Origin of the sequence: Streptomyces sp. NRRL F-5126 (assembly GCF_000721265.1) — a bacterium.
Classification (GTDB): Bacteria; Actinomycetota; Actinomycetes; order Streptomycetales; family Streptomycetaceae; genus Streptomyces.
The window spans coordinates 91,341-114,809 of sequence record NZ_JOFZ01000010.1; the positions used below are offsets into that span (position 1 = coordinate 91,341).

A 23,469-nucleotide genomic window follows, 5' to 3' on the forward strand; every position below is an offset into this window, starting at 1 on the left:
GCCGCCGCGCCGTCAGCGCGGCCGGGCGCCGTCAGCTCGGCCGGCGCCCGTCAGTCCGTCAGCTCCTCGGCGAGCGCGCGCAGCGCGAGCCGGTAGGAGCCGATGCCGAAGCCCGCGACCGTGCCGCTCGCGACCGACGCCACCACGGAGTTGTGCCGGAACTCCTCGCGCGCGTGCGGATTGGAGATGTGCACCTCGATCAGCGGGGCGGTGCGCTGCGACATCGCGTCCCGCATGCCGTACGAATAGTGCGTGAACGCACCGGGGTTGACAACGACCGGCAGGCGGCCGTCCGCGGCCTCGTGCAGCCAGCGGATCATCTCGCCCTCGTCGTTCGTCTCGCGGACCTCCACGTCGAGGCCCAGCTCCTTGCCGAACGTCTCGCACGTCTCGACGAGGCCGCGGTACGTCGTCGCACCGTAGATGTCGGGCTCGCGCGAGCCGAGCCTGCCGAGGTTCGGGCCGTTGAGCACCAGGACCCGCCGCGTCACTCCGAGACCTCCCCGTAGGCGGCGACCAGGAACGCCGGGTCGGGGCCTTCGAGGACCGAGGGCTTGGCGAGTCCGTCGAGCACGATGAAGCGGAGCAGGTCGCCGCGTGACTTCTTGTCGACCCTCATCGTCTCCAGCAGCTTGGGCCACTGGTCGCCCCGGTAGGTCAGCGGCAGGCCCACGGAGCCGAGCACCGCCTTGTGGCGGTCGGCGGTCGCGTCGTCGAGCCGCCCCGCGACGCGGCCGAGTTCGGCGGCGTAGACCATGCCGACGGAGACCGCGGCGCCGTGCCGCCACTTGTACCGCTCGTTCTTCTCGATGGCGTGCGCCAGCGTGTGGCCGTAGTTGAGGATCTCCCGCAGGCCCGACTCCTTGAGGTCGCTGGAGACGACCTCGGCCTTCACGCGGATCGACCGCTCGATCAGCTCGGCCGTGTGCGGTCCTTCCGGGGTGCGTGCGCCCTCGGGGTCGGACTCGACGAGGTCGAGGATCGCCGGGTCGGCGATGAATCCGGCCTTGATGATCTCGGCGAGGCCGCTCACGTAGTCGTGGCGGCCGAGCGAGTCGAGCGCCGCGAGGTCGCACAGCACTCCGGCCGGCGGGTGGAACGCGCCCACGAGGTTCTTGCCCTCGGCGGTGTTGATACCGGTCTTGCCGCCCACGGCCGCGTCGACCATGCCGAGCACCGTCGTCGGGACGGCGATCCAGCGCACCCCGCGCAGCCAGCTCGCCGCGACGAACCCGGCGAGGTCCGTGGTGGCGCCGCCGCCGACGCCGACGATCACATCGGTGCGCGTGAACCCGGACTGGCCGAGCGCCTTCCAGCAGTAGGCGGCGACCTCGGCGGTCTTGGCCTCCTCCGCGTTGGGCACCTGGACGGCGATCGCCTCGTACCCCTGCTCGGCGAGGTCGCCGCGCAGCGCCTCGCCCGTCTCCGCGAGCGCCTCCGGGTGGATGACGGCGACGCGCTTCGCGCGGCCGACGAGCCCGGGCAGTTCGCCGAGCAGTTGCCGGCCGACGAGCACCTCGTAGGGGTCCGTGCCCGCAGTGCCGCCGACCTGGACGCGGGTGACCGCGTGCTCCGCTGTGTGCTCCGTCATGCCTTCCCCAGTTCCAGTGCGTCGAGTACGGCGTCCGCGACCTCTTCGGGCGTGCGCCCGTCGGTGGCGACGACCGCGCGCGCGACCTCCGTGTAGAGGTGGCGCCGCTCCTCCATCAGCTGCTTCCACTGCTGCCGCGGGTTGACGACGGCGAGCAGCGGGCGCGCCACGTTCAGCCCGGTGCGCCTGACCGCCTCCGCGACCTCCATCGACAGGTAGGCCACCGGCAGCCCGCCGAGCAGCTCGCGCGTCGACGCGTCGAGGATCGCGCCGCCGCCGAGCGACAGCACGCCGGCGTGCTCGGCGAGCGCGGCCCGCACGGCGGCACGCTCGAGCTCGCGGAAGTGGGCCTCGCCCTCGTCCAGGAAGATGTCGGAGATCTCCTTGCCGGCGGCGGCGACGATGTCCGCGTCCGTGTCGCGGTAGGACGCGCCGAGACGGCCGGCGAGCAGCTGCCCGACCGTGGACTTGCCCACGCCCATGGGGCCGACGAGGACGACCCGGGGCCCCGTCACCGGATCGCCAGGTGTTCGAGGTAGGACGCCACGTTGCGGCGGGTCTCCACGACGTTGTCGCCGCCGAACTTCTCGGCGACCGCGTCGGCAAGCACGAGCGCGACCATGGCCTCGGCGACGATCCCCGCGGCGGGCACCGCGCAGACGTCGGAGCGCTGGTGGTGGGCCTTGGCGGGCTCGCCGGTGGCGACGTCCACGGTGGCCAGGGCGCGCGGCACCGTCGCGATCGGCTTCATCGCGGCACGCACCCGCAGGAGTTCGCCCGTGGTCAGCCCGCCCTCGGTGCCGCCGGAGCGTCCCGAGGCGCGCCTGATGCCGTCCTCGGTCACGAGGATCTCGTCGTGGGCCTGCGAGCCGGGCACGCGGGCCAGGTCGAAGCCGTCGCCCAGCTCGACGCCCTTGATGGCCTGGATGGACATCAACGCGCCCGCGAGGCGCCCGTCGAGCTTGCGGTCGGCGTGCACGTGCGAGCCGAGGCCGACCGGCACCCCGTACGCCAGCACCTCCACGACGCCGCCCAGCGTGTCGCCGTCCTTGTGCGCCTGGTCGATCTCGGCGACCATCGCCTTGCTCGCGTCCGCGTCGAGGCAGCGCACCGGGTCGGCGTCGAGGCGCTCCACGTCCGCGGGGAGCGGGTAGACGCCCTTGGGCGCCCTGGCCGACGCCAACTCGACGACGTGGGAGACGATCTCGATGCCGGCCGTCTCCTTCAGGTACGACCTGGCGAGGGCCCCGAGCGCGACGCGCGCGGCGGTCTCGCGTGCGCTGGCGCGCTCCAGGATCGGCCGGGCCTCGTCGAGGCCGTACTTCTGCATGCCGGCGAGGTCTGCGTGGCCGGGGCGCGGGCGCGTCAGGGGCGCGTTGCGCGCCTGCTCGGCGAGGATCGCGGGGTCGACCGGGTCGGCCGCCATGACCTGTTCCCACTTGGGCCACTCGGTGTTGCCCACCATGACCGCGACCGGCGAGCCGAGGGTCAGCCCGTGCCGCACGCCGCCGAGGAAGGTGACCTCGTCCCGCTCGAACTTCATGCGCGCGCCGCGCCCGTAGCCGAGGCGCCGGCGGGCCAGGTGGTCCGCGACGGTGTCCGTGGTGATCGGGACGCCGGCGGGAAGGCCCTCCAGCGTCGCGACGAGTGCGGGTCCGTGCGACTCCCCCGCCGTCAGCCAGCGCAACCTGCTCAACGGTGCTCCTCATGTCCGCGCCTGGAACTGCTGCGGCGCGACCGGATGCGTGGGCCAGGCCCGCCGTGTCCCGATCCTCCCACGGCGGGGCGTGCGGTCCGGCCGCCGGTCCACAGGACGGACGACTCGTCCGATCATCGGACCGAGCGTCGGTCGCATCGGACCGGGCGGCGGACGTGCCTGCGCTAAGCGGCCCCGCGCCGCCGCGACGCCAGGGCGGCCTCGCCCGCCGTACGCATCGCCGCGAGCGGCGCCTGCGGCACGCCCGTCATCAGCTGGACCTGGAGCACGGCCTGGTGCACGAGCAGGTCGAGCCCCCCGACGATCCGGCCGCCGCGCGCCGCCCAGGCGGCGGCGAGCCGGGTGGGCCACGGGTCGTAGACCACGTCGAAGAGCGTGCCGGGGCCGGGCGGCACGCTCCCTGCCAGCTCGTCGGCCACGCCCGCCGGCGTGGTCGCGACGACCAGGCCGGCGCCGAACGCCTCCGCGGCCCTCGACCACGGCGCCGTACGCACGTCCACTCCGAGCCGCTCGCCCCAGCCGCGCATCTCGGCCGCGCGCGCGTCGCCGCGCACGTACGCGGTGACGGGCCCCGTGCACACGCTCGCCAGGGCGGCGACGGCGGACGAGGCGGTGGCGCCCGCGCCGAGGACGGCCGCCGACTCGACCGTTCCCACGCCGCGCTCGGCGAGCGCCGCCACCATGCCGGGGATGTCGGTGTTGTCGCCCTTGGCGCGCGCCCCAGGCCCGAACGTCACCGTGTTGACCGCCTCCACCGACGCGGCCGTGTCGCTGATCTCGTCGAGCAGCGGGATCACCGCGCGCTTGAGCGGCATGGTCAGCGAGAATCCCCCAGGACGGGCGTCACCCGCCCATTCGGGAACGCGGGCGAAGAAGCCGGGCAGCGCGGCCTCGTCGACCTCGTGGCTGTCGTAGTGCCACCCCGTCAGGCCGAGCTTCGCGTAGGCGGCGCGGTGCAGCACCGGCGAGAGGGAGTGGCCGATCGGCGAGCCGAGCACGCCCGCGCGGTGCGGCGCGTCCTTGGTGCCGTCCCCTCGTGTCATCCGCCGGTCCCCTTCTTGCGGTTGTTGAACTTCTGCTTGAGCTGCTGGAATCCGGCGCTGGTCTTGGCGAACTCCGTCTTGTCGTTGCCGTCGGTGGCCACGAAGTAGAGCCAGCCGTCGTTGGTCGGGTCGAGGACCGCGGAGATGGCGTCCTCGCCCGGGTTGTCGATGGGGCCAGGCGGCAGCCCCTTGCGCGTATAGGTGTTGTACGGGTCGTGGTTGCTGTTGACCGCCGACTCGCTGATGTCGATGTTGCTCTGGCCCTTGAGGTAGTTGTAGGTCGAGTCGAGCTGGAGGCGCTGGTTCGTCCCCTGCGTGGCCGGGTCGAGCCGGTTGTAGATGACCTCCGCTATCTTGCGGAAGTCGTCCTTGGTCCTGCCCTCGGCCTGCACCAGGCTCGCCACCGTCAGCACTTGCCACGGGTTGTCGAGCCCGACCGACTTGGCCTTGTCGGGCAGCCCGTACTTGTCGTACTCGGCGCTCGCGCGGGCGACCATCTTCTTCAGCACGTCCTCGGGCGTCGAGCTCTTGCCCACGGGGTAGCTCGCGGGGAAGAGGAAGCCTTCGAGCGGGTCCTTGATGTCCTTGCCGTCGTCGGCCCAGCTCGGCAGGCCGAGGGACTTCGCCTTCTTGAAGGCGACGGACTTCGTCGTGCCGGCCTTGAGCTTGAGCTGCTTGTCGATCATCGCGTAGACGGTGGCGTCGCGCGTGCCCTCGGGAATGATCAGCGAAGTGCGGCTCTTCGGGCTCAGCATGAGCGTGACGGCGCTCTTGCCCGACATCTGCTTCTTCAGCGTGTAGACGCCGGCCTGGATCGTGTTGCCCTTGGGGTCGTTGTTCTGCGCGACGACGAACGCGCCCGCGCTCTTGACCACGCCGTTCTTGACGAGGAGCGCCGCGATCTGCGAACCGCTCGACCCGTCGGGGATCGTCACCTGCACCGTGCTCGTCCCGGAGCCCGCGTAGTCCGGCGGCGGGCCGAAATGGTCCTGATAGAACCCGTACCCGAAGTAGGCCGCGCCGCCGAGTCCGCCGGCCAGCACGACCGCGATGACGAGGCAGGCCGCGCCGCTGCGGCCCTTGCGCTTCTTGCCGGGGCCCGGGTCGCCGTCGTAGTCGGCCTCGTCGCCGTCGCCGTCATCGGCGTCCCCGCGCCTGCCCGCGCGGGGCAGGGGGGTGTCCTCGCCGGTGAAGAACGGGTGCGTCTCCTCCTGCGGCTCGTCGTCCCAGCCGCCGTCGTGCGCTCCTTCGGCGGCCGGCTCGGGCTCCGGTTCCGCCGCGGCCTGCTGCGGCACGGCCTGCTGCGGTCCGGTCTGCTGCGGTCCGCCGGTGTCCCAGCCGCCGCCGTACCCGGGACCGTACTGCGGCTGCTGGTACGCGTCCTGGCCCTGCGGGGCGTACTGCTGCGGCACGTGCTGCCCGTAGCGCGGGTCGTAGTCCCCGTAGCCCTGGCCGTCGCCGTAGCCCTGGCCCGGCTGCGCCGGGTAGTGCGGCTGTTCCGCGTACTGCTGCGGGTACTGCTGCTGGGGGTACTGCTGGTACGGGTACTGCTGCTGCGCGTACTGCTGCCCATCGGGCTGCTGCTGCGGGAAGTGCTGCTGGTACTGCTGTCCCGTCTCGTAGCCCTGCTGGTCCCGCGGGTACTGCTGGCCCTGCTGGGGAAACTGCTGCTGGTAGGGGTCGTTGCCCCCCGCGTACGGCTGCTGCTGCGCGTACTGCCCCTGGGCCCCTTGGGCCCCCTGGTTGTAGTACTGCGGATCCTGGCCGCCCTGGGGGGCCTGCTGCGCCGCCCACCCCTGCTCCCCGTACAAGGGGTCCTCGGGGTGCCACGGTTCGGAGCCGGAGCTCCGGCCATAGTCGGTCATCGATCCCCAAACCAAGAAGCCGCGAGGGGAGGGCCGCCGTACTCGTGGCGCCGGCCGTTTCGCCTCTTTGTTGTGCGGCAGCTGTTCGAATGCCGTCGCAATCGGGCGGAACGTTACCGTACCGCGATCAGCTGCCCACCTCGACGGCCTCGCCAGGGGCCCTGCCCGAGGAGCGCTCGGTCTCCAGCGCGCTCTGCAGGATGACGACGGCCGCGGCCTGGTCGATCACGGACCTGCCCTTGCGGGAGTTCACGCCGGACGCCCGCAGGCCGCCCGCCGCCGTGACGGTGGACATGCGTTCGTCCACCAGGCGCACGGGGACGGGTGCCACGCCCTTGGCCACCTCGCGGGCGAACGCGCGTACCTTGGCCGCCGCCGGGCCCTCGCCGCCCCGCAGGGAGCGCGGCAGCCCGACGAGGACCTCAAGCGGCTCGTACTCGTCGACCAGCGCCCGCAGCCGCCGGTGGGCGGCCGGGACGTCGCGTCCCGGCACGGTCTCCACCGGCGTCGCGAGGATCCCGTCGGGGTCGCACGAGGCGACCCCGATCCTGGCGTCCCCGACGTCGACCGCGAGGCGGCGGCCCCGCCTCACGAGGTCTCGGCCACCAGACGCTCGACGGCGGCCATGGCGTCACCGATGGCGGCCGCGTTCTGCCCGCCGCCCTGGGCCACGTCCGGCTTGCCGCCGCCTCCGCCGCCCAGCGTCTTGGCCGCCGTGCGTACCAGGTCGCCGGCGCGCAGGCCGCGCTCGCGGGCGCCCTCGTTGGTGGCGATCACGGTCAGCGGGCGCCCGTTCGCGGTGGTGAACAGGGCGACCACGGCCGGCCTCGACGCGGGGATGCGGCCGCGCACGTCGAGGACGAGCCTGCGCAGGTCGTCGGCGCCCGTGCCGTCCGGCACCTGGCCCGTGACGAGGGCCGTGCCGTGCACGTCCCTGGCTCCGGCGGCCAGCTCCCCCGCGGCGGCGAGTACCTTCTCCGCGCGGAACTTCTCGATCTCCTTCTCCGCGTCCTTCAGCTTCCCGAGCATGCCGGAGACCCGCTCGGGCAGTTCGTCGGGCCGGGCGCCCTTGATGAGCTCCTGGAGCTGCGCGACGACCGTGTGCTCCTTCGCGAGGAAGCTGTAGGCGTCGACGCCGACCAGGGCCTCGATGCGGCGGACTCCGGAGCCGATGGACGACTCGCCGAGCAGCTTCACCAGGCCGAGCTGGGCGGTGTTGTGCACGTGCGTGCCGCCGCAGAGCTCCTTGGAGTAGTCGCCGATCGTCACGACGCGCACCCGCTCGCCGTACTTCTCGCCGAACTCGGCGATCGCGCCCTGCTTCTTGGCGTCGTCGATGCCCATCACCTCGGCCTGGACGTCCAGGTCGCGGCTGAGCACCTCGTTGATCTTCTGCTCGACGTCGACGAGCACCGTGCCGGGCACGGCGGCCGGCGAGCCGAAGTCGAAGCGGAAGCGGCCCGGGCTGTTCTCGGACCCGGCCTGGGCGGCCGTCGGGCCGAGGGCGTCGCGCAGGGCCTGGTGCGTGAGGTGCGTGGCACTGTGGGCGCGTGCGATGGCGCGGCGGCGGTGCACGTCGATGGCGGCGTGCGCGGGAGCGCCCACCGTCACCTCGCCGACCTGCACGGTGCCCTTGTGCACGTACACGCCGGGCACGGGCTGCTGCACGTCGCGCACCTCCACGACGGCGCCGGTGTCGAGCCTGATGCGGCCCTGGTCGGCGAGCTGGCCGCCGCCCTCGGCGTAGAACGGGGTGCGGTCGAGCACGACCTCGACGTCGTCACCCTCGGAAGCGGCCGGGGAGGAGGCCCCGTCCACGAGGAGGCCGACGACCGTCGACTCGCCGGCGGTGTGCTGGTAGCCGGTGAACTCGGTGGCGCCGTGGGCGTCGGCGACCTCGCGGTAGGCCGACATGTCGGCGTGGCCCGACTTCTTGGCCCTGGCGTCGGCCTTGGCGCGCTCCCGCTGCTCCTTCATCAGGCGGCGGAAGCCGTCCTCGTCCACGGACAGCCCCTGCTCGGCGGCCATCTCCAGGGTGAGGTCGATCGGGAAGCCCCAGGTGTCGTGGAGCAGGAACGCCTTGTCGCCGGAGAGCACCGAGGCGCCGGCGGACTTGGTGTCCGTGACGGCGGTGTCGAGAATGTTGGTACCGGCCCTGAGTGTCTTGAGGAACGCGGCCTCCTCGGCGAGGGCGACCGTCTCGATGCGCCCCCGGTCGCTCTCCAGCTCCGGGTACTGCTGACCCATCATCCGGATGACGGTGTCGACGAGTTCAGCGACGACCGGGCCGGTGGCGCCGAGCAGGCGCATGTTGCGGATCGCGCGGCGCATGATGCGGCGCAGCACGTAGCCGCGGCCCTCGTTGCCGGGGCTGACGCCGTCGCCGATGAGCATCACGGACGTGCGCATGTGGTCGGTGACGACGCGCAGCGACACGTCCGAGGCGTGGTCGGCGCCGTAGCGGACGCCCGTCAGCTCGGTGGCCTTCTCGATGACCGCCATGGACGTGTCGATCTCGTACATGTTCTGCACGCCCTGCAGGATCATCGCGAGGCGTTCGAGGCCCATGCCGGTGTCGATGTTCTGCTGCGGCAGGTCGCCGAGGATCTCGAAGTCCTCCTTGCCGGTGCCCTCGCCGCGGATGTACTGCATGAAGACCAGGTTCCAGATCTCCACGTAGCGCTCGTCGTTGACGGCGGGGCCGCCCTCGGCGCCGAGTTCGGGGCCGCGGTCGTAGAAGATCTCCGAGGACGGGCCGCAGGGTCCGGGCACGCCCATGGACCAGAAGTTGTCCTTCTTGCCCAGGCGCTGGATGCGCTCGGCGGGGAAGCCGACGACCTCGCGCCAGATGCGCTCGGCCTCGTCGTCGTCCTGGTACACCGTGACCCACAGCCGGTCGGGGTCGAGCCCGTAGCCGCCGTCGTCCTGCGAGGTGGTGAGCAGCTCCCAGGCGAGCTTCGCGGCGCCCTCCTTGAAGTAGTCGCCGAAGGAGAAGTTGCCGCACATCTGGAAGAACGTGCCGTGCCTCGTGGTCTTGCCGACCTCTTCGATGTCCGGGGTGCGCACGCACTTCTGGACGCTGGTGGCCCGCTCGAACGGGGGCTTGACCTCGCCCAGGAAGTACGGCTTGAAGGGCACCATGCCGGCCGGGACCAGCAGCAGAGTCGGGTCGTCCGCGATGAGCGACGCCGAAGGGACGACGGCGTGCCCGCGCTCCTCGAAGAAGCTCAGCCAGCGGCGGCGAATTTCTGCCGACTCCATCAGTGGTCCTCATTCCGGTTGTGTTCTTCGGTGCTTCTGCGGGCGGTGCGGGCGTCTGCCGCGCCGCGTACGGCCCTGGCGAGCCGGGGTGGTTCGGAAACGGGCAGCGCGGGGCGCTCGGACGCCTCGATGCCGAGCGCCTCGCCCAGTTCCGCCTCGCGGCTGACCATCCCGGTCCTGACGTCGAGCGCGAAGTCCCTGAGCCGGTGGCCCGCTTCGACGGCCCTGTTCGCGGCCTGCGCCGCGAGGCTCTCCGGCGTCAGCTGCCTGATCTTGCGGTTGACCTTGGTGGTGGCCCACACGCCGGCCGCTGCGCCCGCGGTGAACCAGAACGTACGGCGGAACATCGCTGGATCAGCCCTTCTTCTTCCTGCGCCGCGCCCCGGATACGGTGCGGCCGACGATCACCTGGCGGGGCCCCGGCACCCGTTGGGGCTCCTGCGACCTGCGCGACATCGCCTGGCGAACGCCGTAGCCGAAGGCCGCGACCTTGACCAGCGGGCCGCCGAAGGTGGACGCGACCGTCGACGAGAGCGCCGACGCGTTGGAGGTGACTTCCTGCACGTCGGACGCGATCGAGTCGACACGCTCCAGCTGGGTCTGCGCCGTGCGCACCGTCGCGGACGCGTCCGCGAGCAGCGGCACCGCCTGTTCCGTCACGTCCGCCACGAGCTTGGTGGTCGCCTTGAGCGTCTGCGCCAGCCTCGCCAGCGCCACGGCGAGGAAGGCGACGAGGATCGCCCAGAACACGGCCACCAGGATCCCGGCCACCTCTCCACCGGTCACACCGCACCGCTTCCTGCTTGGTCGCGGACGCCTGACAGGGTCCGCAAAGTCGTGCTCCGACCCTATCGCGGCGCGGTCCGCCCCCCGAACCGCATTACGGTCCTGCACGGGCGCGCCTGTCAAGACCGATTGTACGGAACGGGACCACCTCAGTACGCTCTGTGTTTCATGCACGGCACATCCGGAGCGGACAGCGGCCACGGCGCTCCCGGGCGGACGCGGCCCGGCAACCTCCCCGCCGAGTTGTCGACGTTCGTCGGGCGGGACGGCGAACTCGCCGATCTGGTGGGACTGCTGGAGAGCGGCCAGGACCGGCTCCTCACGGTCGTGGGGGTCGGCGGGGTCGGCAAGACGCGGCTCGCTCTGCGGGCGGCGGCGGAAGCGGCGCGCTCGGACTCCGGGCAAAAACGGTACTGCGACGGTGTCTGGCTCGTGGAGCTGGCGGCGCTGCGCGACGGGGACCTCGTCGACCACGCGTTCGCCGACGCGCTCGGCCTGACCGACCAGAGCCCGAGGCCCACGCGCGACGTACTCGGAGAGTTCCTTGCGGAACGCGAGGCACTGCTGGTCGTCGACGGCTTCGAGCAGCTGGCGGACGCGTGCGCCGCGGCCCTGCGTGACCTCCTGCGGCGCGCGCCCGGGCTGCGCGTCCTCGCGACGGGGCGCAGACAGCTGAGCGTCGAGGGCGAGCGGACCGTGGCGCTCGCGCCGCTGCCGCCCGAACAGGCCCGGGAGCTGTTCGTGGCGCGTGGCGCCGCGCGGGTGCCGGGCTTTTGGCCGTCGGCGACCGACGACTGCGCGATCGCGGAGGTGTGCGCGCGTCTCGACGGCATCCCGCTGGCGCTCGAACTGGCCGCGGGACGGCTGGCCGCGCTCTCGCCCGACCAGCTGCTCGCCCGGCTCGACGACCGGTTCGCGCTGCTCAAGGACGGCGGCAGGGGCGCGCTGCCCCGCCACAGGACCCTGCGTACGGCCATCGGCTGGAGCCACGAGCTGTGCACGCCGCGGGAGCGCCTGCTGTGGGCGCGGCTCTCGGTCTTCCCCGGCCCGTTCGACCTGGACGCGGCGGAGTACGTGTGCGGCGGCCCCGACCTGCCGGCCGACGAGGTGCTCGACCTGCTCGGCGCGCTGATCGACCAGTCGCTGGTGATCAGGGATGCCACGCCCGCCGGTGTCCGCTACCGGATGCTGGCGACCGTGCGCGCCTACGGCGCCCAGTGGCTGGAGGAGGTGGGCGACGCCGACCTGCGGCGCAGGCTGCACCGCGACTGGTACGTGGGGCTCGCCACCTGGTACGAGCTCGACTGGTACGGGCCGCGCCAGGAGGAGGTCGCCGCGGGCACGGAGAGCGCGATGCCCAACCTGCGCGCGGCGCTCGACCTGTGCCTGGCCACGCCCGAGGAGGCGCACATCGGGCAGCACCTCGCGGGCACCCTGTGGTTCTACTGGGCGGGCTGCGGCCGCCTCGCCGAGGGCAGGCACTGGCTCGACCGCGCGCTGTCCTGGGCGTCGACGCGCAACGACGGCGCGCGGCTGAAGGCTCTGTGGGTGCAGGGCTACGTGTCGCTGCTGCAGGGCGACACGACGGCGGCGGTCGGCGCGCTGCACGAGTGCCGCCGCGAGTCGCTGCGCACGGGCGACGAGCTGGCGTACGCCTACGCCGTGCACCGGATGGGGTGCCTCGCGCTGCTGACGGACGACATGCCGCGCGCCGAGCACCTGCTGGGCGCGGCGCTGCGCGCCTACCGCGAGCTCGGGGAGGTCAACAGCAACGTGCTGATGGCCCAGGCCGAGCTGGCGATGGCGCTCGCGTTCCAGGGCGACCTCGACCGCGCGGTGGCGGAGTGCGTCCTGCTGCGCGAGGCGTGTGAGGACAGCGGGGAGCGGTGGGCGCGCGCCTACGCACTGTACGTGCTGGCGTACGCCGAGTGGGAGCACGGCGGGTACCTGGCGGCACGCGGACTGCTGGCGGAGTGCCTGACGATCAACCACTCCTTCCACGACCTGGTGGGACTGGTGCTGGCGATGGAGCTGGTGGCGCTGGTGTCGGCGAGCGAGGGCGACGCGGCGGAGGCCGCCGTGCTGCACGGGGCGGCGTCGCAGCTGTGGGACTCGGTCGGCCTGCCGCTGTTCGGCTCGCGCTTCTTCGGGGCGCCGCAGGCGCTGTGCGAGCGGCGGAGCCGCGAGGAGCTGGGGGCCGCCCGGTACGCGGCGTGCGTGGAGCGCGGCAGGCGCCTGCCGGTGCCCGAGGCGGTGGCGAGAGCGCTGCGGGGGCCCGGCGGGCAGGCGCGGGAAGGGGATGCGGACGCCGGCGCCGAGGCGGGCGAGGCACGGTCCGGGCCCGCGGCGTCCAGGGAGAGCTGAGGCCGGCGGCGTCCGGGCGGCAGGACGGGGCCCGGGAACGGCGAGGGCCCGCCGGCTCCCCGCCGAGGTGGGCGGGGTGCCTGCGGGCCTTCGGGGCGCGTGGCGCGGGTACGGCGTCCGCTCAGCGGGCGTAGTACTCGACGACGAGCTGCTCGTCGCAGATCACGGGGACTTCCTTGCGCTGCGGGTCGCGGTCCAGGCGGAACGCCAGGGCCTTCAGGTTGACCTGCAGGTAGCGCGGGGTCTCGCCCTCGGTGTCGTTGCCGCCCTCGCGGGCCACCTGGAAGGGGACCTTGCTGCGGCTGCGCTCGCGGACCATCACGACGTCGTCGGGACGGACACGGAACGACGGCTTGTCGACCTTGTGGCCGTTGACCTCGATGTGGCCGTGGACGACCATCTGGCGGGCCTGGTAGATGGTCTTGGCGATGCCGGAGCGCAGGACGAGCGCGTCCAGGCGGCGCTCCAGCTCGATGACCAGGGCCTCGCCGGTCTTGCCCTCGGCCTTGCGTGCGCGGTCGTAGGCGCGGGCCATCTGGCGCTCGCTGATGTCGTACTGCGCGCGCAGGCGCTGCTTCTCCAGCAGACGGACCTTGTAGTCGCTGTTCTGCTTGCGGCCGCGGCCGTGCTCGCCCGGCGGGTAGGGACGGGCCTCGAAGTACTTGACGGCCTTCGGCGTCAGCGCGATACCGAGCGCGCGTGACTTCTTGACCTTGGGACGCGACTGGTTAGGCACGTTCTCCGGACCTCCATGCAGGTTGGTTGGGCTCACCTTGTTCAAGGAGATCGCGTGTCTCACCCTGGGAACACCAGGAGCATCACGGACAGCCCCGGCAAGAAGCGGGGCACCGAATCGACGGAGGTCCGATCAGCTCATGGTCAGCCGCGTCCCTGTCCTCGACATCGGTTCCGGGAACGTCTGCCGTGGACAACGGGCCTGAGATCGCCCGGATGCCGTCAGCAGCCGGGCGCACACGAACTCTCGTACAGGGTACATGCCCGTCGGCAGTGCTCCGTCCCGCCCCCGGCGGGGCTCAGGGGCCGTCGCCGCGCAGCCGCTCGCGCACCTTCTCGACCACGTCCGCGTACCGCGCCTCCGCGCCGTAGCGCGTCGGCGTGTAGTAGCGCCTGTCCTCCACCCCGTCCGGCAGGTACCGCTGCGCGGCGATCCCGCCGGGCACGTCGTGCGGGTAGACGTAACCCTGCGCGTGGCCGAGCTTCGCCGCGCCCTTGTAGTGGCCGTCGCGCAGGTGCGCGGGCACCTGGCCGGCCACGCCCTTCTTGACGTCCTCGAGCGCCGCGCCGATCGCGAGTGTCGCCGCGTTGGACTTCGGCGCGAGAGCCAGGGCGATCGTCGCGTGGCTGAGGGTCAGTGCGGCCTCCGGGAAGCCGATCATGGCCACCGCCTGGGCGGCGGCCACCGCGAGCGGCAGCGCCGCCGGGTCGGCCAGGCCGATGTCCTCGCTCGCCGAGATCATCAGCCGCCTGGCGATGAACCTGGGGTCCTCGCCCGCGTCGATCATCCTGGCCAGGTAGTGCAGGGCCGCGTCCACGTCGGAGCCCCTGATGGACTTGATCAGGGCGCTCGCCACGTCGTAGTGCTGGTCGCCGTCGCGGTCGTAGGCGACCGCGGCGCGGTCGACGGTCTCCTCAAGCGTCGCCAGCGAGATCTCCTTCTCGCCCTTGTCGATGGCGGCGCCCGCCGATGCCTCCAGCGCCGTCAGCGCGCGCCGCGCGTCACCGCCCGCGACGCGCAGCAGGTGGGACTCGGTGTCCCCGGGCAGCGCCACCGCGCCGCCGAGGCCGCGCTCCTCGGCGAGCGCGCGCCGCAGCAGGGCGCGCACGTCGTCGTCGGTCAGCGGCTCAAGCGTCAGCAGCAGTGAGCGCGAGAGCAGCGGGGAGATGACCGAGAAGTAGGGGTTCTCCGTGGTGGCGGCGATCAGCGTCACCCAGCGGTTCTCCACGGCGGGCAGCAGGGAGTCCTGCTGTGCCTTGCTGAAGCGGTGGATCTCGTCGAGGAAGAGGACAGTCTCCTTGCCGTATCCGCCGGACGCGCGGCGCGCGCCGTCGATGACGGACCGCACCTCCTTGACGCCCGCGGTGATCGCGGAAAGCTCGACGAAGCGCTTGTCCGTGGCCTTCGACACCACGTACGCGAGGGTCGTCTTGCCGGTGCCGGGAGGGCCCCACAGGAGCACCGAGGACGGGCCTGCCGGGCCGCTGCCCTCGCCGACCAGGCGCCGCAGCGGCGAGCCCTGCCTCAGCAGGTGCTGCTGGCCGACCACCTCGTCCAGCGTGCGCGGGCGCATGCGGACCGCCAGGGGGCTGCTGGAAGGGTCCTTCTCCTGGCGGTCTTCCGCCGCTGCGGTAAAGAGGTCGGGCTCCACGCTGAAAGCCTAAGGCAGTGCTCAGCTCGTCCAGAAGCTCCACCAGTTCGTCAGGATCAGCAGGCCGATGATGGCGAGGTGCAGCGTGGGCAGGATCCACGTGAAGTCGGTGAAGAAGGAGCGCATCCAGCGCGGCGCGGGGATCACGCCGTGCCGCACGTTGTGCGACACCGTGTACCAGAACATGATCACGGTGGTGACCCAGGCGAGGCAGCACCACAGGCACAGCGCGTGGATCCGGTACAGCGACTCGAACTGGAGCCAGGTGATGAACCCGACGCCGAAGAGCGTGCCCGCCTGCAGCCCGAGCCAGTACCAGCGCTGGTGCTTGGCGCCCGCGAGGATCGCGAGGCCGATGCCGATGACGACCGGGTAAGTGGCGAGGCCCAGCATCGGGTTGGAGAACCCGAACACGTGGGCCTGGTCGCTCTGCATCACGCTGCCGCAGGACACGACCGGGTTGAGGCTGCAGCTGGGGACGAAGTGCGGGTTCTGCAGCAGCTTGAACTCGTCCAGCGTGATCACCCAGGCGGCGAGCAGGCCCGCCGCCCCGGTGAGCGCGAGGAGCACTCCGAAGGCGCGGCTGCCGGCGATCGGCGCGCCGCCGAGCCGTTTCGTCTCCCCCGTGGAGGAGGCGCTGTCCAGCGTGGTCGTCATTGTCCCTGTCCGGTCGCTAGAAGTGGGGGCGTAGGAGCAGGGCCATTGTGCCGCACGAGAGTTGTCCCGCACCGTTCGAACGGGATAAGCACCGGCTGTGAGCCATCGCCCCCACTTCTCCTGCTCAGCCGAGCAGGGTGCGCAGCCGGTCGACGATCTTGTCGAGCGCTACCGCCTCCTGCTCACCGGACTCCATGTCCTTCAGCTGCGCGACGCCCGCTTCGAGGTCGCGCTCGCCGGCGACGAGCGTGTACCGCGCGCCCGACCGGTCGGCGCTGCGCATCGCGCCCTTGATCCCCTTGCCGCCGTAGCTGAGGTCCGCCGCGATGCCGGCCCTGCGCAGTCCGGTGACCGCCGCGAACAGCACCCGGCGCGCCTCGTCCCCGAGCGGTACGGCGAACACGCTGGTGACCGGGGGCAGTTCGAGAGTGACGCCCTCGGCCTGCAGCGCGAGCACCGTGCGGTCGACGCCGAGCGCCCAGCCCACGGAGGGCAGCGCGGGGCCGCCGATCATCTCGGACAGCCCGTCGTAGCGCCCGCCGCCGCCGACGGCGGACTGCGAACCGAGCCCGTCGTGCACGAACTCGAAGGTCGTGCGCGTGTAGTAGTCGAGGCCGCGCACGAGGCGCGGGTCGTCCTCGAAGGCGACGCCCTGCGCGGTCAGCAGCGCGCGCACCTCGTCGTGGTACGCGCGGCACGCGTCGCAGAGGTGGTCGCGCAGCAGTGGCGCGCCCTCCAGCTGCCGCTGGACGTCCCGCCGCTTGTCGTCGAGCACCCGCAGCGGGTTGATCTCGATGCGGCGGCGGGTCTCGTCGTCAAGGTCGAGGCCGCGCAGGAACTCCTGGAGCGCCTCGCGGTACGCGGGCCTGCACTCGCGGTCGCCGAGCGAGTTGAGCAGGATGCGGAAACCGCGCAGGCCGAGCGAGCGGTACGCCTGGTCGGCGAGGACGATCAGCTCGGCGTCGAGCGTGGGGTCCTCGGCGCCGATCGCCTCGGCGCCGACCTGGGAGAAGTGGCGGTACCTGCCCTTCTGCGGGCGCTCGTAGCGGTAGTACGAGCCGGAGTACCAGAGCTTGACGGGGAGGTTGCCGGCCTTGTGGAGGTTGGCCTCCAGCGTGGCGCGCAGCACGGACGCGGTGCCCTCGGGGCGCAGCGCGAGCCGGTCGCCGCCCTTGGTCTCGAAGGCGTACATCTCCTTCGTGACGATGTCGGTGGACTCGCCGACACCGCGCGCGAACAGTTCGACGTTCTCGAAGCCCGGCGTCTCCACGTAGCCGTACCCGGACCGCTTCAGCGGCGCGGCGAGGGCCTCGCGCACCGCGAGGTAGGTCGCGGAGGCGGGCGGGAGGAGGTCGTAGGTGCCCTTGGGGGCCTGGAAGGTGCTCATGGTGATCGCTGCGTTCACATTCCTCGTCGCGGTGCGCCGCCCGTACCGGTTCCGCCGCCCGTGCGCGAGGCTGCAGCCTCGCGCAGGTAGGGGTTGGTGGCGCGCTCCTGGCCGATGGTCGTCTGGGGGCCGTGGCCGGAGAGCACCACGGTCGAGTCGTCGAGCGGCAGGCACACACGTCCGAGCGACTCCATCAACTCGGCGGTGTCCCCGCCCGGCAGGTCCGTGCGTCCTACGGAGCCGGCGAACAGCAGGTCGCCCGAGAAGAGGAGCGGCGGGATGTCGCCCGCAGGGGCCTCGGGCAGCCTGAAGGTCACCGACCCCTTGGTATGGCCGGGGGCGTGGGCGACGGCCAGGTCGAGGCCCGCCAGGGACAGCGCGGCGCCGTCGGACAGCACCCTCACGTCGTCGGGCTCGCCGACGGTCAGCTCGCCCATGAGCTGCGCGCCGATGGAGCGGCCGATGCCCTTCTCGGGGTCGCTCATCATGGCGCGGTCCGCGGGGTGGATCCAGGCAGGCACGCCGTGCGCGCCGCACACCGGCACGACGGAGGCGACGTGGTCGATGTGGCCGTGGGTGAGGATCACCGCGACGGGCTTGAGCCGGTGCTTGGCGACCGTCTCGGCCACGCCCTCGGCGGCCTGGTGGCCAGGGTCGATGATCACGCACTCCTCGCCGGCGGCGGGGGCGACCAGGTAGCAGTTGGTCCCCCAGGCCCCGGCGGGGAACCCGGCAATGAGCACGATCGTCCTTCATGTCGGTCGGGCAGGCGTCGCGGCAGATCACAGGCAGTGCACAGAGCGTACCGGGATCGCGATTCCCACAGCGAACCCATATAGCGTACGGGGTCAGTCCTGCCGGACGGACACGAGACGTGCGGACACGAGACCCGAGAACCTCCGAGAAACGAGGAGAAGACCCGGTGGCCAACAACGACCAGCGCCGGCGGCAGCTTGCCAGGGAGAAGTTCGAGCGGCAGCAGCGGCGCCGCTCCGAGGCGCGCAAGCGCTCCAAGCGCCGCAACACCGTGATCGCCTCGACCGTGGCGGCGGTGGTGGTGATCGGCGGCGGCAGCACGGCCTTCGCCGTGATGGGCGGGTCGAGCGACGGCAAGGCGGACGCCGCTGCGTCCCCGTCCTCCGTCCCGAGCCCGTCGGCCTCGGCGCCGTCCGAGCCGAAGATGACGATCGACAAGACGGCCCCGTACACGATGAAGCTCAAGACCAACAGGGGCGACGTGTCGATCGACATGAATGCGGCGAAGACGCCGCACACCGTCAACTCGTTCAAGTACCTCGCGGACAAGGGCTTCTTCGACAACACCAAGTGCCACCGGCTGACCACACAGGGCATCTACGTGCTCCAGTGCGGCGACCCCAAGGGCGACGGGACGGGCGGGCCCGGGTACACGATCCCGGACGAGAACCTGTCCTCGCTCGGCAAGGCGGCCGCCGACGGCTCGGTCACGTACAAGGCGGGCACGGTCGCGATGGCCAACACCGGCCAGCCGCACACCGGGGGCAGCCAGTTCTTCCTCGTGTACAAGGACTCAAAGCTGAAGCCCTCGTACACGCCGTTCGGCACGATGGACAGCGCGGGCCTGAAGCTCGTGAAGAACGTCGCGAAGGACGGCGTCGAGGGGAGCACCAAGAAGCAGCCGGTCACGGACGGCGCCCCGAAGGACGCGGTCACCGTGCAGAAGGCCACCGTCGACAAGCAGTGATCCGCCGGTGGTCCGCTGTATCGGCCACTGAATTTCGGCCGTGCTGAGTGCGGACAGCCGGGCGGCGATTCGCCTATGTTGGCGTGGTGAAGGGCGGGCGCTGCCCGCCCCAGGAACCGTGGACGATGCCGGGGGGCGCGAACCCCCTCAGGTGTCAGCTGGAGGAGGCGCTGTGAGCAGCGACCCGTGGGGCCGTGTCGACGAGAGCGGCACCGTGTACGTGCGTACGGCCGATGGCGAGGTGGTGGTCGGATCCTGGCAGGCGGGATCGCCCGACGAGGCCCTGGCCTACTTCGAGCGCAAGTACGAGGGCCTGGTCGTCGAGATCGGCCTCCTTGAGCGCCGGGTGAAGACCACCGACCTGTCCGCGAAGGACGCGACGACCGCAATCGAGCACCTGCGCGGACAGGTCGACGAGCACCATGCGGTGGGCGACCTCGACGCCCTCAGGAAGCGTCTCGACGCGCTCGTCGCGACGGTCGACGCGCGGCGCGAGGAGCGCAAGGCGCACCGCGCCCGCCAGAGCGACGAGGCGCGGGGCGCCAAGGAGGCCCTCGTCACCGAGGCGGAGGAGCTGGCGCAGAGCGAGCAGTGGCGCGCGGCGGGCGAGCGGCTGCGGGCGCTCGTGGACACGTGGAAGGGCCTGCCGCGGCTCGACCGCAAGTCGGACGACGAGCTGTGGCACCGCTTCTCGCACGCCCGCTCCGCGTTCTCCAAGCGCCGCAAGGCGCACTTCGCGTCTCTCGACGCGCAGCGCGAGGAGGCGCGCAAGGCCAAGGAGCGGCTGGTCGCGGAGGCCGAGTCGCTGTCGGGGTCCAGGGACTGGGGCGCGACGTCGGCGCGCTACCGCGAGCTGATGACGGCCTGGAAGGCGGCGGGCCGTGCGCAGCGTGACGCGGAGGACGACCTGTGGAACCGCTTCCGCGGCGCCCAGGACGTCTTCTTCGGCGCGCGCGGCGAGGTGTTCGCCGAGCGCGACGCGGAGCAGGCGGACAACCTCAAGCTCAAGGAGGAGCTGGCGGCCGAGGCCGAGCGCCTCGTCCCGGTGCGTGACCTGAAGTCCGCGCGGGCCGCGTTCCGCGGGATCAACGAGCGCTGGGAGGCCATCGGCCACGTGCCGCGCGACGCGCGCCCGAAGGTCGAGGGCCGCATGCAGGCCGTCGAACGTGCGCTTCAGGAGTCCGAGGAGACCGAGTGGCGGCGCACGAACCCCGAGGCGCGCGCCCGCGCCGAGGGGCTCACGGGCCAGCTCCAGGCGGCCGTCGACAAGCTGCGCGGCCAGATCGACGCGGCCCGCGCGGCGGGCAACAACGCCAGGGCCGACAAGCTCACGCAGGAGCTCGATGGCCGTCAGGCACTGCTTGACCAGGCCCAGAAGGGCCTCCAGGAGTTCGGAGGCTGACGGCAGTGTGAGGGGGCCCGCGGTCACCGCCGGCCCCCTCACACGTGTCACGCCCCACGGTGTGCGCCCGGCGGCCCGCCACTGAGGCCTGCGGCCGGCGGGCACGGGCCGGGCGGGACGGCCCGCAGCGCTGTCCAGGCTTGCGGTGCCCGCGGAGAGCCGCGCCCCGGGCCCGGCGACCACCCGCACGGACCGCTGGACCGCCGTCGCGCCCACCGCGGGCCGGCGGGCCCGCGGTGGGACGCCCACGTCCAGCGACCCCGAAGAGCCGCACCCAGGCCTGGCGCCGGGCTCTCCCTGCCCACAGAGGGCTGAGCCGGAGGCCACCGCAGGGGGCAGGCCCGCCCGCAGATGCCCGCTGCCCCGCCCCTCGCCGGGAAGCCGTTCCTTCGCCGGCGGCCCGCAGAGGGCCGCACCCAGGCCTGGCGCCGGGTCCGCACAGCCTGCACGGGCCCATTCCGCGCCCGGCGCGACGGTCCCGGCGAAAGCGGCTACTCGCCTGGACGGACGGCAGCGCGCCTCGCGTCACGCGAAGCGGCCCGCGGAGAGCCGCGCCCGGGTCCGGCGGCAGACCCGCGCGGCTCGCTGACGGGCCCCGTGCCGGCCCGCGCGGGCCCCGTCAGGGTCTGCGGGCCGAGGTGACGCGGTAGACGTCGTACACGCCCTCCACGCCGCGTACGGCCTTCAGGACGTGGCCCAGGTGCTTCGGGTCGCCCATCTCGAACGTGAAGCGCGACGTGGCGACGCGGTCGCGGGACGTCTGGACCGCCGCCGAGAGGATGTTCACGTGCTGGTCCGACAGCACGCGGGTGACGTCCGACAGCAGGCGGGAGCGGTCCAGCGCCTCCACCTGGATCGCCACGAGGAACACCGACGACTGGGTCGGCGCCCACTCGACGTCGAGGATCCGCTCCGGCTGCTGCGACAGCGAGTCGACGTTGACGCAGTCCGCCCGGTGCACGGACACCCCGCTGCCGCGCGTGACGAACCCGATGATCGGGTCGCCTGGCACGGGCGTACAGCACCGCGCCAGCTTGACCCACACGTCGTCCACGCCCTTGACGACCACCCCGGGGTCCGCGTTGGACCTGCGCTTGGCCCGGCTGCGCGCGGGCGGCGCGGCCTCCTCGATGTCCTCGGTGGCCGCCTCCTCGCCGCCGAGGGCCTGCACGAGCTTCTGCACGACGCCCTGCGCGGCGACATGCCCCTCGCCGATCGCCGCGTACAGCGACGAGATGTCCGAGTAGCGCATCTCGTGCGCCAGCGTCACCAGGGAGTCGCCGGTCAGGATCCGCTGGATCGGCAGGTTCTGCTTGCGCATGGCCCGCGCGATGGCGTCCTTGCCCTGCTCGATGGCCTCCTCACGGCGCTCCTTGGAGAACCAGCCGCGGATCTTGTTGCGGGCCCTCGGCGACTTGACGAAGCCCAGCCAGTCACGGGAGGGGCCCGCGCCGGACGCCTTCGAGGTGAAGACCTCCACCAGGTCGCCGTTGTCGAGCGTCGACTCCAGCGGCACGAGCCGCCCGTTGACGCGCGCGCCGATGGTGCGGTGGCCGACCTCGGTGTGCACCGCGTAGGCGAAGTCGACGGGTGTCGCGCCGGCGGGCAGCGCTATCACGTCGCCCTTCGGGGTGAAGACGAACACCTCGTTGCGCGACAGGTCGAACCGCAGGGACTCCAGGAACTCGCTGGGGTCCTCCGTCTCCTTCTGCCAGTCGAGCAGCTGGCGCAGCCACGCCATGTCGTTGACGGTGTCCTGGCCGCCGCCCTTGCCCCCGCTCTTGGGCACGTCGGTGCGGACCTTGGAGGCGCCGGCGACCGCGTCCTGCTTGTACTTCCAGTGCGCGGCGATGCCGTACTCGGCGCGGCGGTGCATGTCGAACGTGCGGATCTGCAGCTCGACGGGCTTGCCGCTCGGCCCGATGACCGTCGTGTGCAGCGACTGGTACATGTTGAACTTGGGCATCGCGACATAGTCCTTGAACCGCCCGGGCACCGGGTTCCACCGGGCGTGGACGGTGCCGAGCGCCGCGTAGCAGTCGCGGACGGTGTCGACGAGCACGCGGATGCCGACCAGGTCGTAGATCTCCGCGAAGTCGCGGCCGCGGACGATCATCTTCTGGTACACGCTGTAGTAGTGCTTCGGCCGGCCGGTGACCGTGGCCTTGATGCGGGCGGCCCGCAGGTCGGCCTGGACCTCGTCGGTGACTATGGCGAGGTACTCGTCGCGCTTGGGGGCGCGCTCGGCGACGAGCCGGACGATCTCGTCGTACATCTTCGGGTAGAGGATCGCGAAGGCGAGGTCCTCCAGCTCCCACTTGATGGTGTTCATGCCGAGCCGGTGGGCCAGCGGGGCGTAGATCTCCAGCGTCTCGCGGGCCTTCTTCTCCTGCTTGTCGCGGCCCAGGAAGCGCATGGTGCGCATGTTGTGCAGGCGGTCGGCGAGCTTGATCACGAGCACGCGCGGGTCGCGCGCCATGGCGACGACCATCTTGCGTACGGTCTCGGCCTGCGCGGCCTCGCCGAACTTGACCTTGTCCAGCTTGGTGACGCCGTCCACGAGCGCGGCGACCTGGTCGCCGAAGTCCTTGCGGAGCGTGTCGAGGCCGTACTCCGTGTCCTCGACGGTGTCGTGCAGCAGTCCCGCCATCAGGGTGGCCGGATCCATGCCCAGCTCGGCGAGGATGGTCGTCACCGCGAGCGGGTGGGTGATGTACGGGTCGCCGCTCTTGCGCTTCTGGCCGCGGTGCCAGCGCTCGGCCACCTGGTACGCGTGCTCGATCTGCCGCAGCGTGGCCGTCTCGATCTTGGGGTCGTTGCCGCGGACGGTCCGCAGCAGCGGCTCAAGGACGGGGTTGTACGGGGACGACCGCTGCACGCCCAGGCGTGCGAGCCGGGCCCGTACCCGGTTGGACGAGCCGGACCGCGGCGGGGCGGCCGGGGTCTGCTTGGGTCCCGTGGGGGGCGTGTGGTTCGGGCGCGCGAGAGGGGCGGGCTCGGCGGCCGGGTGCGCGTCGGCGCCGGCGGCCGGCCCGGCGTCGCCCGCCCGTGCCCGCTGCTCCGTCTCGGGCTCCGCCTGGGCCCGGTCGGCGTGCGGCTCGGGCGTGGCGGCCAGTGGCTTGGCCTCGTCTGGCAAGAGCGCTCCTCGTGCGGTCGGGGCCACTCGTCCTGCCCCGGAAAGGTCCATGGTAGCCATCCGGCCATTTCGCCCGCTCCGCGAACGGAACCTGCCCGGGCTGCCGAGCCGTGCGGAAGGGCACTGACGGCGGACGGGCACCCGGTCGTT

Annotated in this window: 19 protein-coding genes; 3 read left to right on the plus strand and 16 right to left on the minus strand. The window is 72.3% G+C overall.

What is annotated here, in order from left to right; genetic code table 11:
• Positions 1-50: 50 nt before the first annotated feature.
• The 10 genes from aroQ to IH48_RS0121890 all read right to left on the minus strand — a co-directional run bounded on the left by aroQ (position 51) and on the right by IH48_RS0121890 (position 10,263).
• Complete coding sequence (gene aroQ, locus IH48_RS0121845; protein ID WP_030907191.1) at positions 51-491, minus strand: type II 3-dehydroquinate dehydratase; 441 nt, start codon at positions 489-491, stop codon at positions 51-53.
• Positions 488-1,591 carry a 3-dehydroquinate synthase gene (aroB, locus tag IH48_RS0121850; protein WP_030907192.1) on the minus strand — a complete coding sequence of 368 codons (1,104 nt, stop codon included), beginning with the start codon at positions 1,589-1,591 and terminating at the stop codon, positions 488-490. The genes aroQ and aroB overlap by 4 nt, the downstream gene beginning before the upstream one ends.
• On the minus strand, positions 1,588-2,106 hold the full coding sequence (locus IH48_RS0121855) for a shikimate kinase (protein ID WP_030907194.1): 519 nt from the start codon (positions 2,104-2,106) through the stop codon (positions 1,588-1,590). The genes aroB and IH48_RS0121855 overlap by 4 nt, the downstream gene beginning before the upstream one ends.
• Positions 2,103-3,287: a chorismate synthase gene (gene aroC, locus IH48_RS0121860; protein ID WP_030907195.1), complete on the minus strand. Its 1,185-nt coding sequence runs from the start codon at positions 3,285-3,287 to the stop codon at positions 2,103-2,105. Before aroC ends, IH48_RS0121855 begins: the two co-directional genes overlap by 4 nt.
• 185 nt (positions 3,288-3,472) lie before the next feature.
• The gene (locus tag IH48_RS0121865; RefSeq protein ID WP_037842916.1) at positions 3,473-4,351 is read right to left on the minus strand and encodes a shikimate dehydrogenase; all 879 of its coding nucleotides are present in this window, start codon (positions 4,349-4,351) and stop codon (positions 3,473-3,475) included.
• Complete coding sequence (mltG, locus tag IH48_RS0121870; RefSeq protein ID WP_030907200.1) at positions 4,348-6,216, minus strand: endolytic transglycosylase MltG; 1,869 nt, start codon at positions 6,214-6,216, stop codon at positions 4,348-4,350. Before mltG ends, IH48_RS0121865 begins: the two co-directional genes overlap by 4 nt.
• 127 nt (positions 6,217-6,343) lie before the next feature.
• Positions 6,344-6,808 (minus strand): Holliday junction resolvase RuvX, encoded by a 465-nt coding sequence (gene ruvX / locus IH48_RS0121875; protein ID WP_030907203.1) that lies wholly within the window; start codon positions 6,806-6,808, stop codon positions 6,344-6,346.
• Entirely contained in the window at positions 6,805-9,477 is a 2,673-nt protein-coding gene (alaS, locus tag IH48_RS0121880) for an alanine--tRNA ligase (RefSeq protein WP_030907206.1), read from the minus strand. The genes ruvX and alaS overlap by 4 nt, the downstream gene beginning before the upstream one ends.
• A complete protein-coding gene (locus IH48_RS37110) occupies positions 9,477-9,824 on the minus strand; it encodes a DUF6167 family protein (protein WP_030907208.1) in 348 nt (115 codons plus the stop codon). The genes alaS and IH48_RS37110 overlap by 1 nt, the downstream gene beginning before the upstream one ends.
• 7 nt (positions 9,825-9,831) lie before the next feature.
• The gene (locus IH48_RS0121890; protein ID WP_030907210.1) at positions 9,832-10,263 is read right to left on the minus strand and encodes a DUF948 domain-containing protein; all 432 of its coding nucleotides are present in this window, start codon (positions 10,261-10,263) and stop codon (positions 9,832-9,834) included.
• A gap of 168 nt (positions 10,264-10,431) precedes the next feature.
• Here IH48_RS0121890 and IH48_RS0121895 point away from each other — a divergent pair, with 168 nt between their 5' ends.
• The gene (locus IH48_RS0121895) at positions 10,432-12,627 is read left to right on the plus strand and encodes an ATP-binding protein (RefSeq protein WP_051840347.1); all 2,196 of its coding nucleotides are present in this window, start codon (positions 10,432-10,434) and stop codon (positions 12,625-12,627) included.
• 121 nt (positions 12,628-12,748) lie between these two features.
• Here the strand turns inward: IH48_RS0121895 and rpsD are convergent, their stop codons facing one another.
• From rpsD to IH48_RS0121920, 5 genes are all read right to left on the minus strand, one after another.
• Positions 12,749-13,363 (minus strand): 30S ribosomal protein S4, encoded by a 615-nt coding sequence (gene rpsD / locus IH48_RS0121900; RefSeq protein WP_030907215.1) that lies wholly within the window; start codon positions 13,361-13,363, stop codon positions 12,749-12,751.
• A 298-nt stretch (positions 13,364-13,661) separates the two neighbouring features.
• Positions 13,662-15,014, minus strand: a complete 1,353-nt coding sequence (locus IH48_RS0121905; protein WP_030907218.1) for a replication-associated recombination protein A — start codon at positions 15,012-15,014, stop codon at positions 13,662-13,664.
• Positions 15,015-15,035: 21 nt separating this feature from the next.
• A complete protein-coding gene (locus IH48_RS0121910; protein ID WP_030907221.1) occupies positions 15,036-15,671 on the minus strand; it encodes a vitamin K epoxide reductase family protein in 636 nt (211 codons plus the stop codon).
• 124 nt (positions 15,672-15,795) lie between these two features.
• A complete protein-coding gene (gene hisS, locus IH48_RS0121915) occupies positions 15,796-17,058 on the minus strand; it encodes a histidine--tRNA ligase (RefSeq protein WP_030907224.1) in 1,263 nt (420 codons plus the stop codon).
• A gap of 14 nt (positions 17,059-17,072) precedes the next feature.
• A complete protein-coding gene (locus IH48_RS0121920; RefSeq protein WP_030907227.1) occupies positions 17,073-17,801 on the minus strand; it encodes an MBL fold metallo-hydrolase in 729 nt (242 codons plus the stop codon).
• 179 nt (positions 17,802-17,980) lie between these two features.
• Here IH48_RS0121920 and IH48_RS0121925 point away from each other — a divergent pair, with 179 nt between their 5' ends.
• Both IH48_RS0121925 and IH48_RS0121930 read left to right on the plus strand, forming a co-directional pair.
• Positions 17,981-18,781: a peptidylprolyl isomerase gene (locus IH48_RS0121925; protein ID WP_030907230.1), complete on the plus strand. Its 801-nt coding sequence runs from the start codon at positions 17,981-17,983 to the stop codon at positions 18,779-18,781.
• A 172-nt stretch (positions 18,782-18,953) separates the two neighbouring features.
• Positions 18,954-20,183, plus strand: a complete 1,230-nt coding sequence (locus tag IH48_RS0121930; RefSeq protein ID WP_030907234.1) for a DUF349 domain-containing protein — start codon at positions 18,954-18,956, stop codon at positions 20,181-20,183.
• A gap of 619 nt (positions 20,184-20,802) precedes the next feature.
• On the opposite strand, the gene IH48_RS0121935 is transcribed toward IH48_RS0121930, so the two are convergent.
• Positions 20,803-23,319: a RelA/SpoT family protein gene (locus IH48_RS0121935; RefSeq protein ID WP_030907237.1), complete on the minus strand. Its 2,517-nt coding sequence runs from the start codon at positions 23,317-23,319 to the stop codon at positions 20,803-20,805.
• Positions 23,320-23,469 lie beyond the last annotated feature (150 nt).

What these genes read in the sequence shown, in the direction of transcription:
- aroB (WP_030907192.1), bottom strand. Translation starts at nt 1,591, where the DNA reads ATGACGGAGCACACAGCGGAGCACGCGGTCACCCGCGTCCAGGTCGGC.
- IH48_RS0121865 (WP_037842916.1), bottom strand. Translation starts at nt 4,351, where the DNA reads ATGACACGAGGGGACGGCACCAAGGACGCGCCGCACCGCGCGGGCGTG.
- mltG (WP_030907200.1), bottom strand. Translation starts at nt 6,216, where the DNA reads ATGACCGACTATGGCCGGAGCTCCGGCTCCGAACCGTGGCACCCCGAG.
- alaS (WP_030907206.1), bottom strand. Translation starts at nt 9,477, where the DNA reads ATGGAGTCGGCAGAAATTCGCCGCCGCTGGCTGAGCTTCTTCGAGGAG.
- IH48_RS37110 (WP_030907208.1), bottom strand. Translation starts at nt 9,824, where the DNA reads ATGTTCCGCCGTACGTTCTGGTTCACCGCGGGCGCAGCGGCCGGCGTG.
- IH48_RS0121895 (WP_051840347.1), top strand. Translation starts at nt 10,432, where the DNA reads ATGCACGGCACATCCGGAGCGGACAGCGGCCACGGCGCTCCCGGGCGG.
- IH48_RS0121910 (WP_030907221.1), bottom strand. Translation starts at nt 15,671, where the DNA reads ATGACGACCACGCTGGACAGCGCCTCCTCCACGGGGGAGACGAAACGG.
- hisS (WP_030907224.1), bottom strand. Translation starts at nt 17,058, where the DNA reads ATGAGCACCTTCCAGGCCCCCAAGGGCACCTACGACCTCCTCCCGCCC.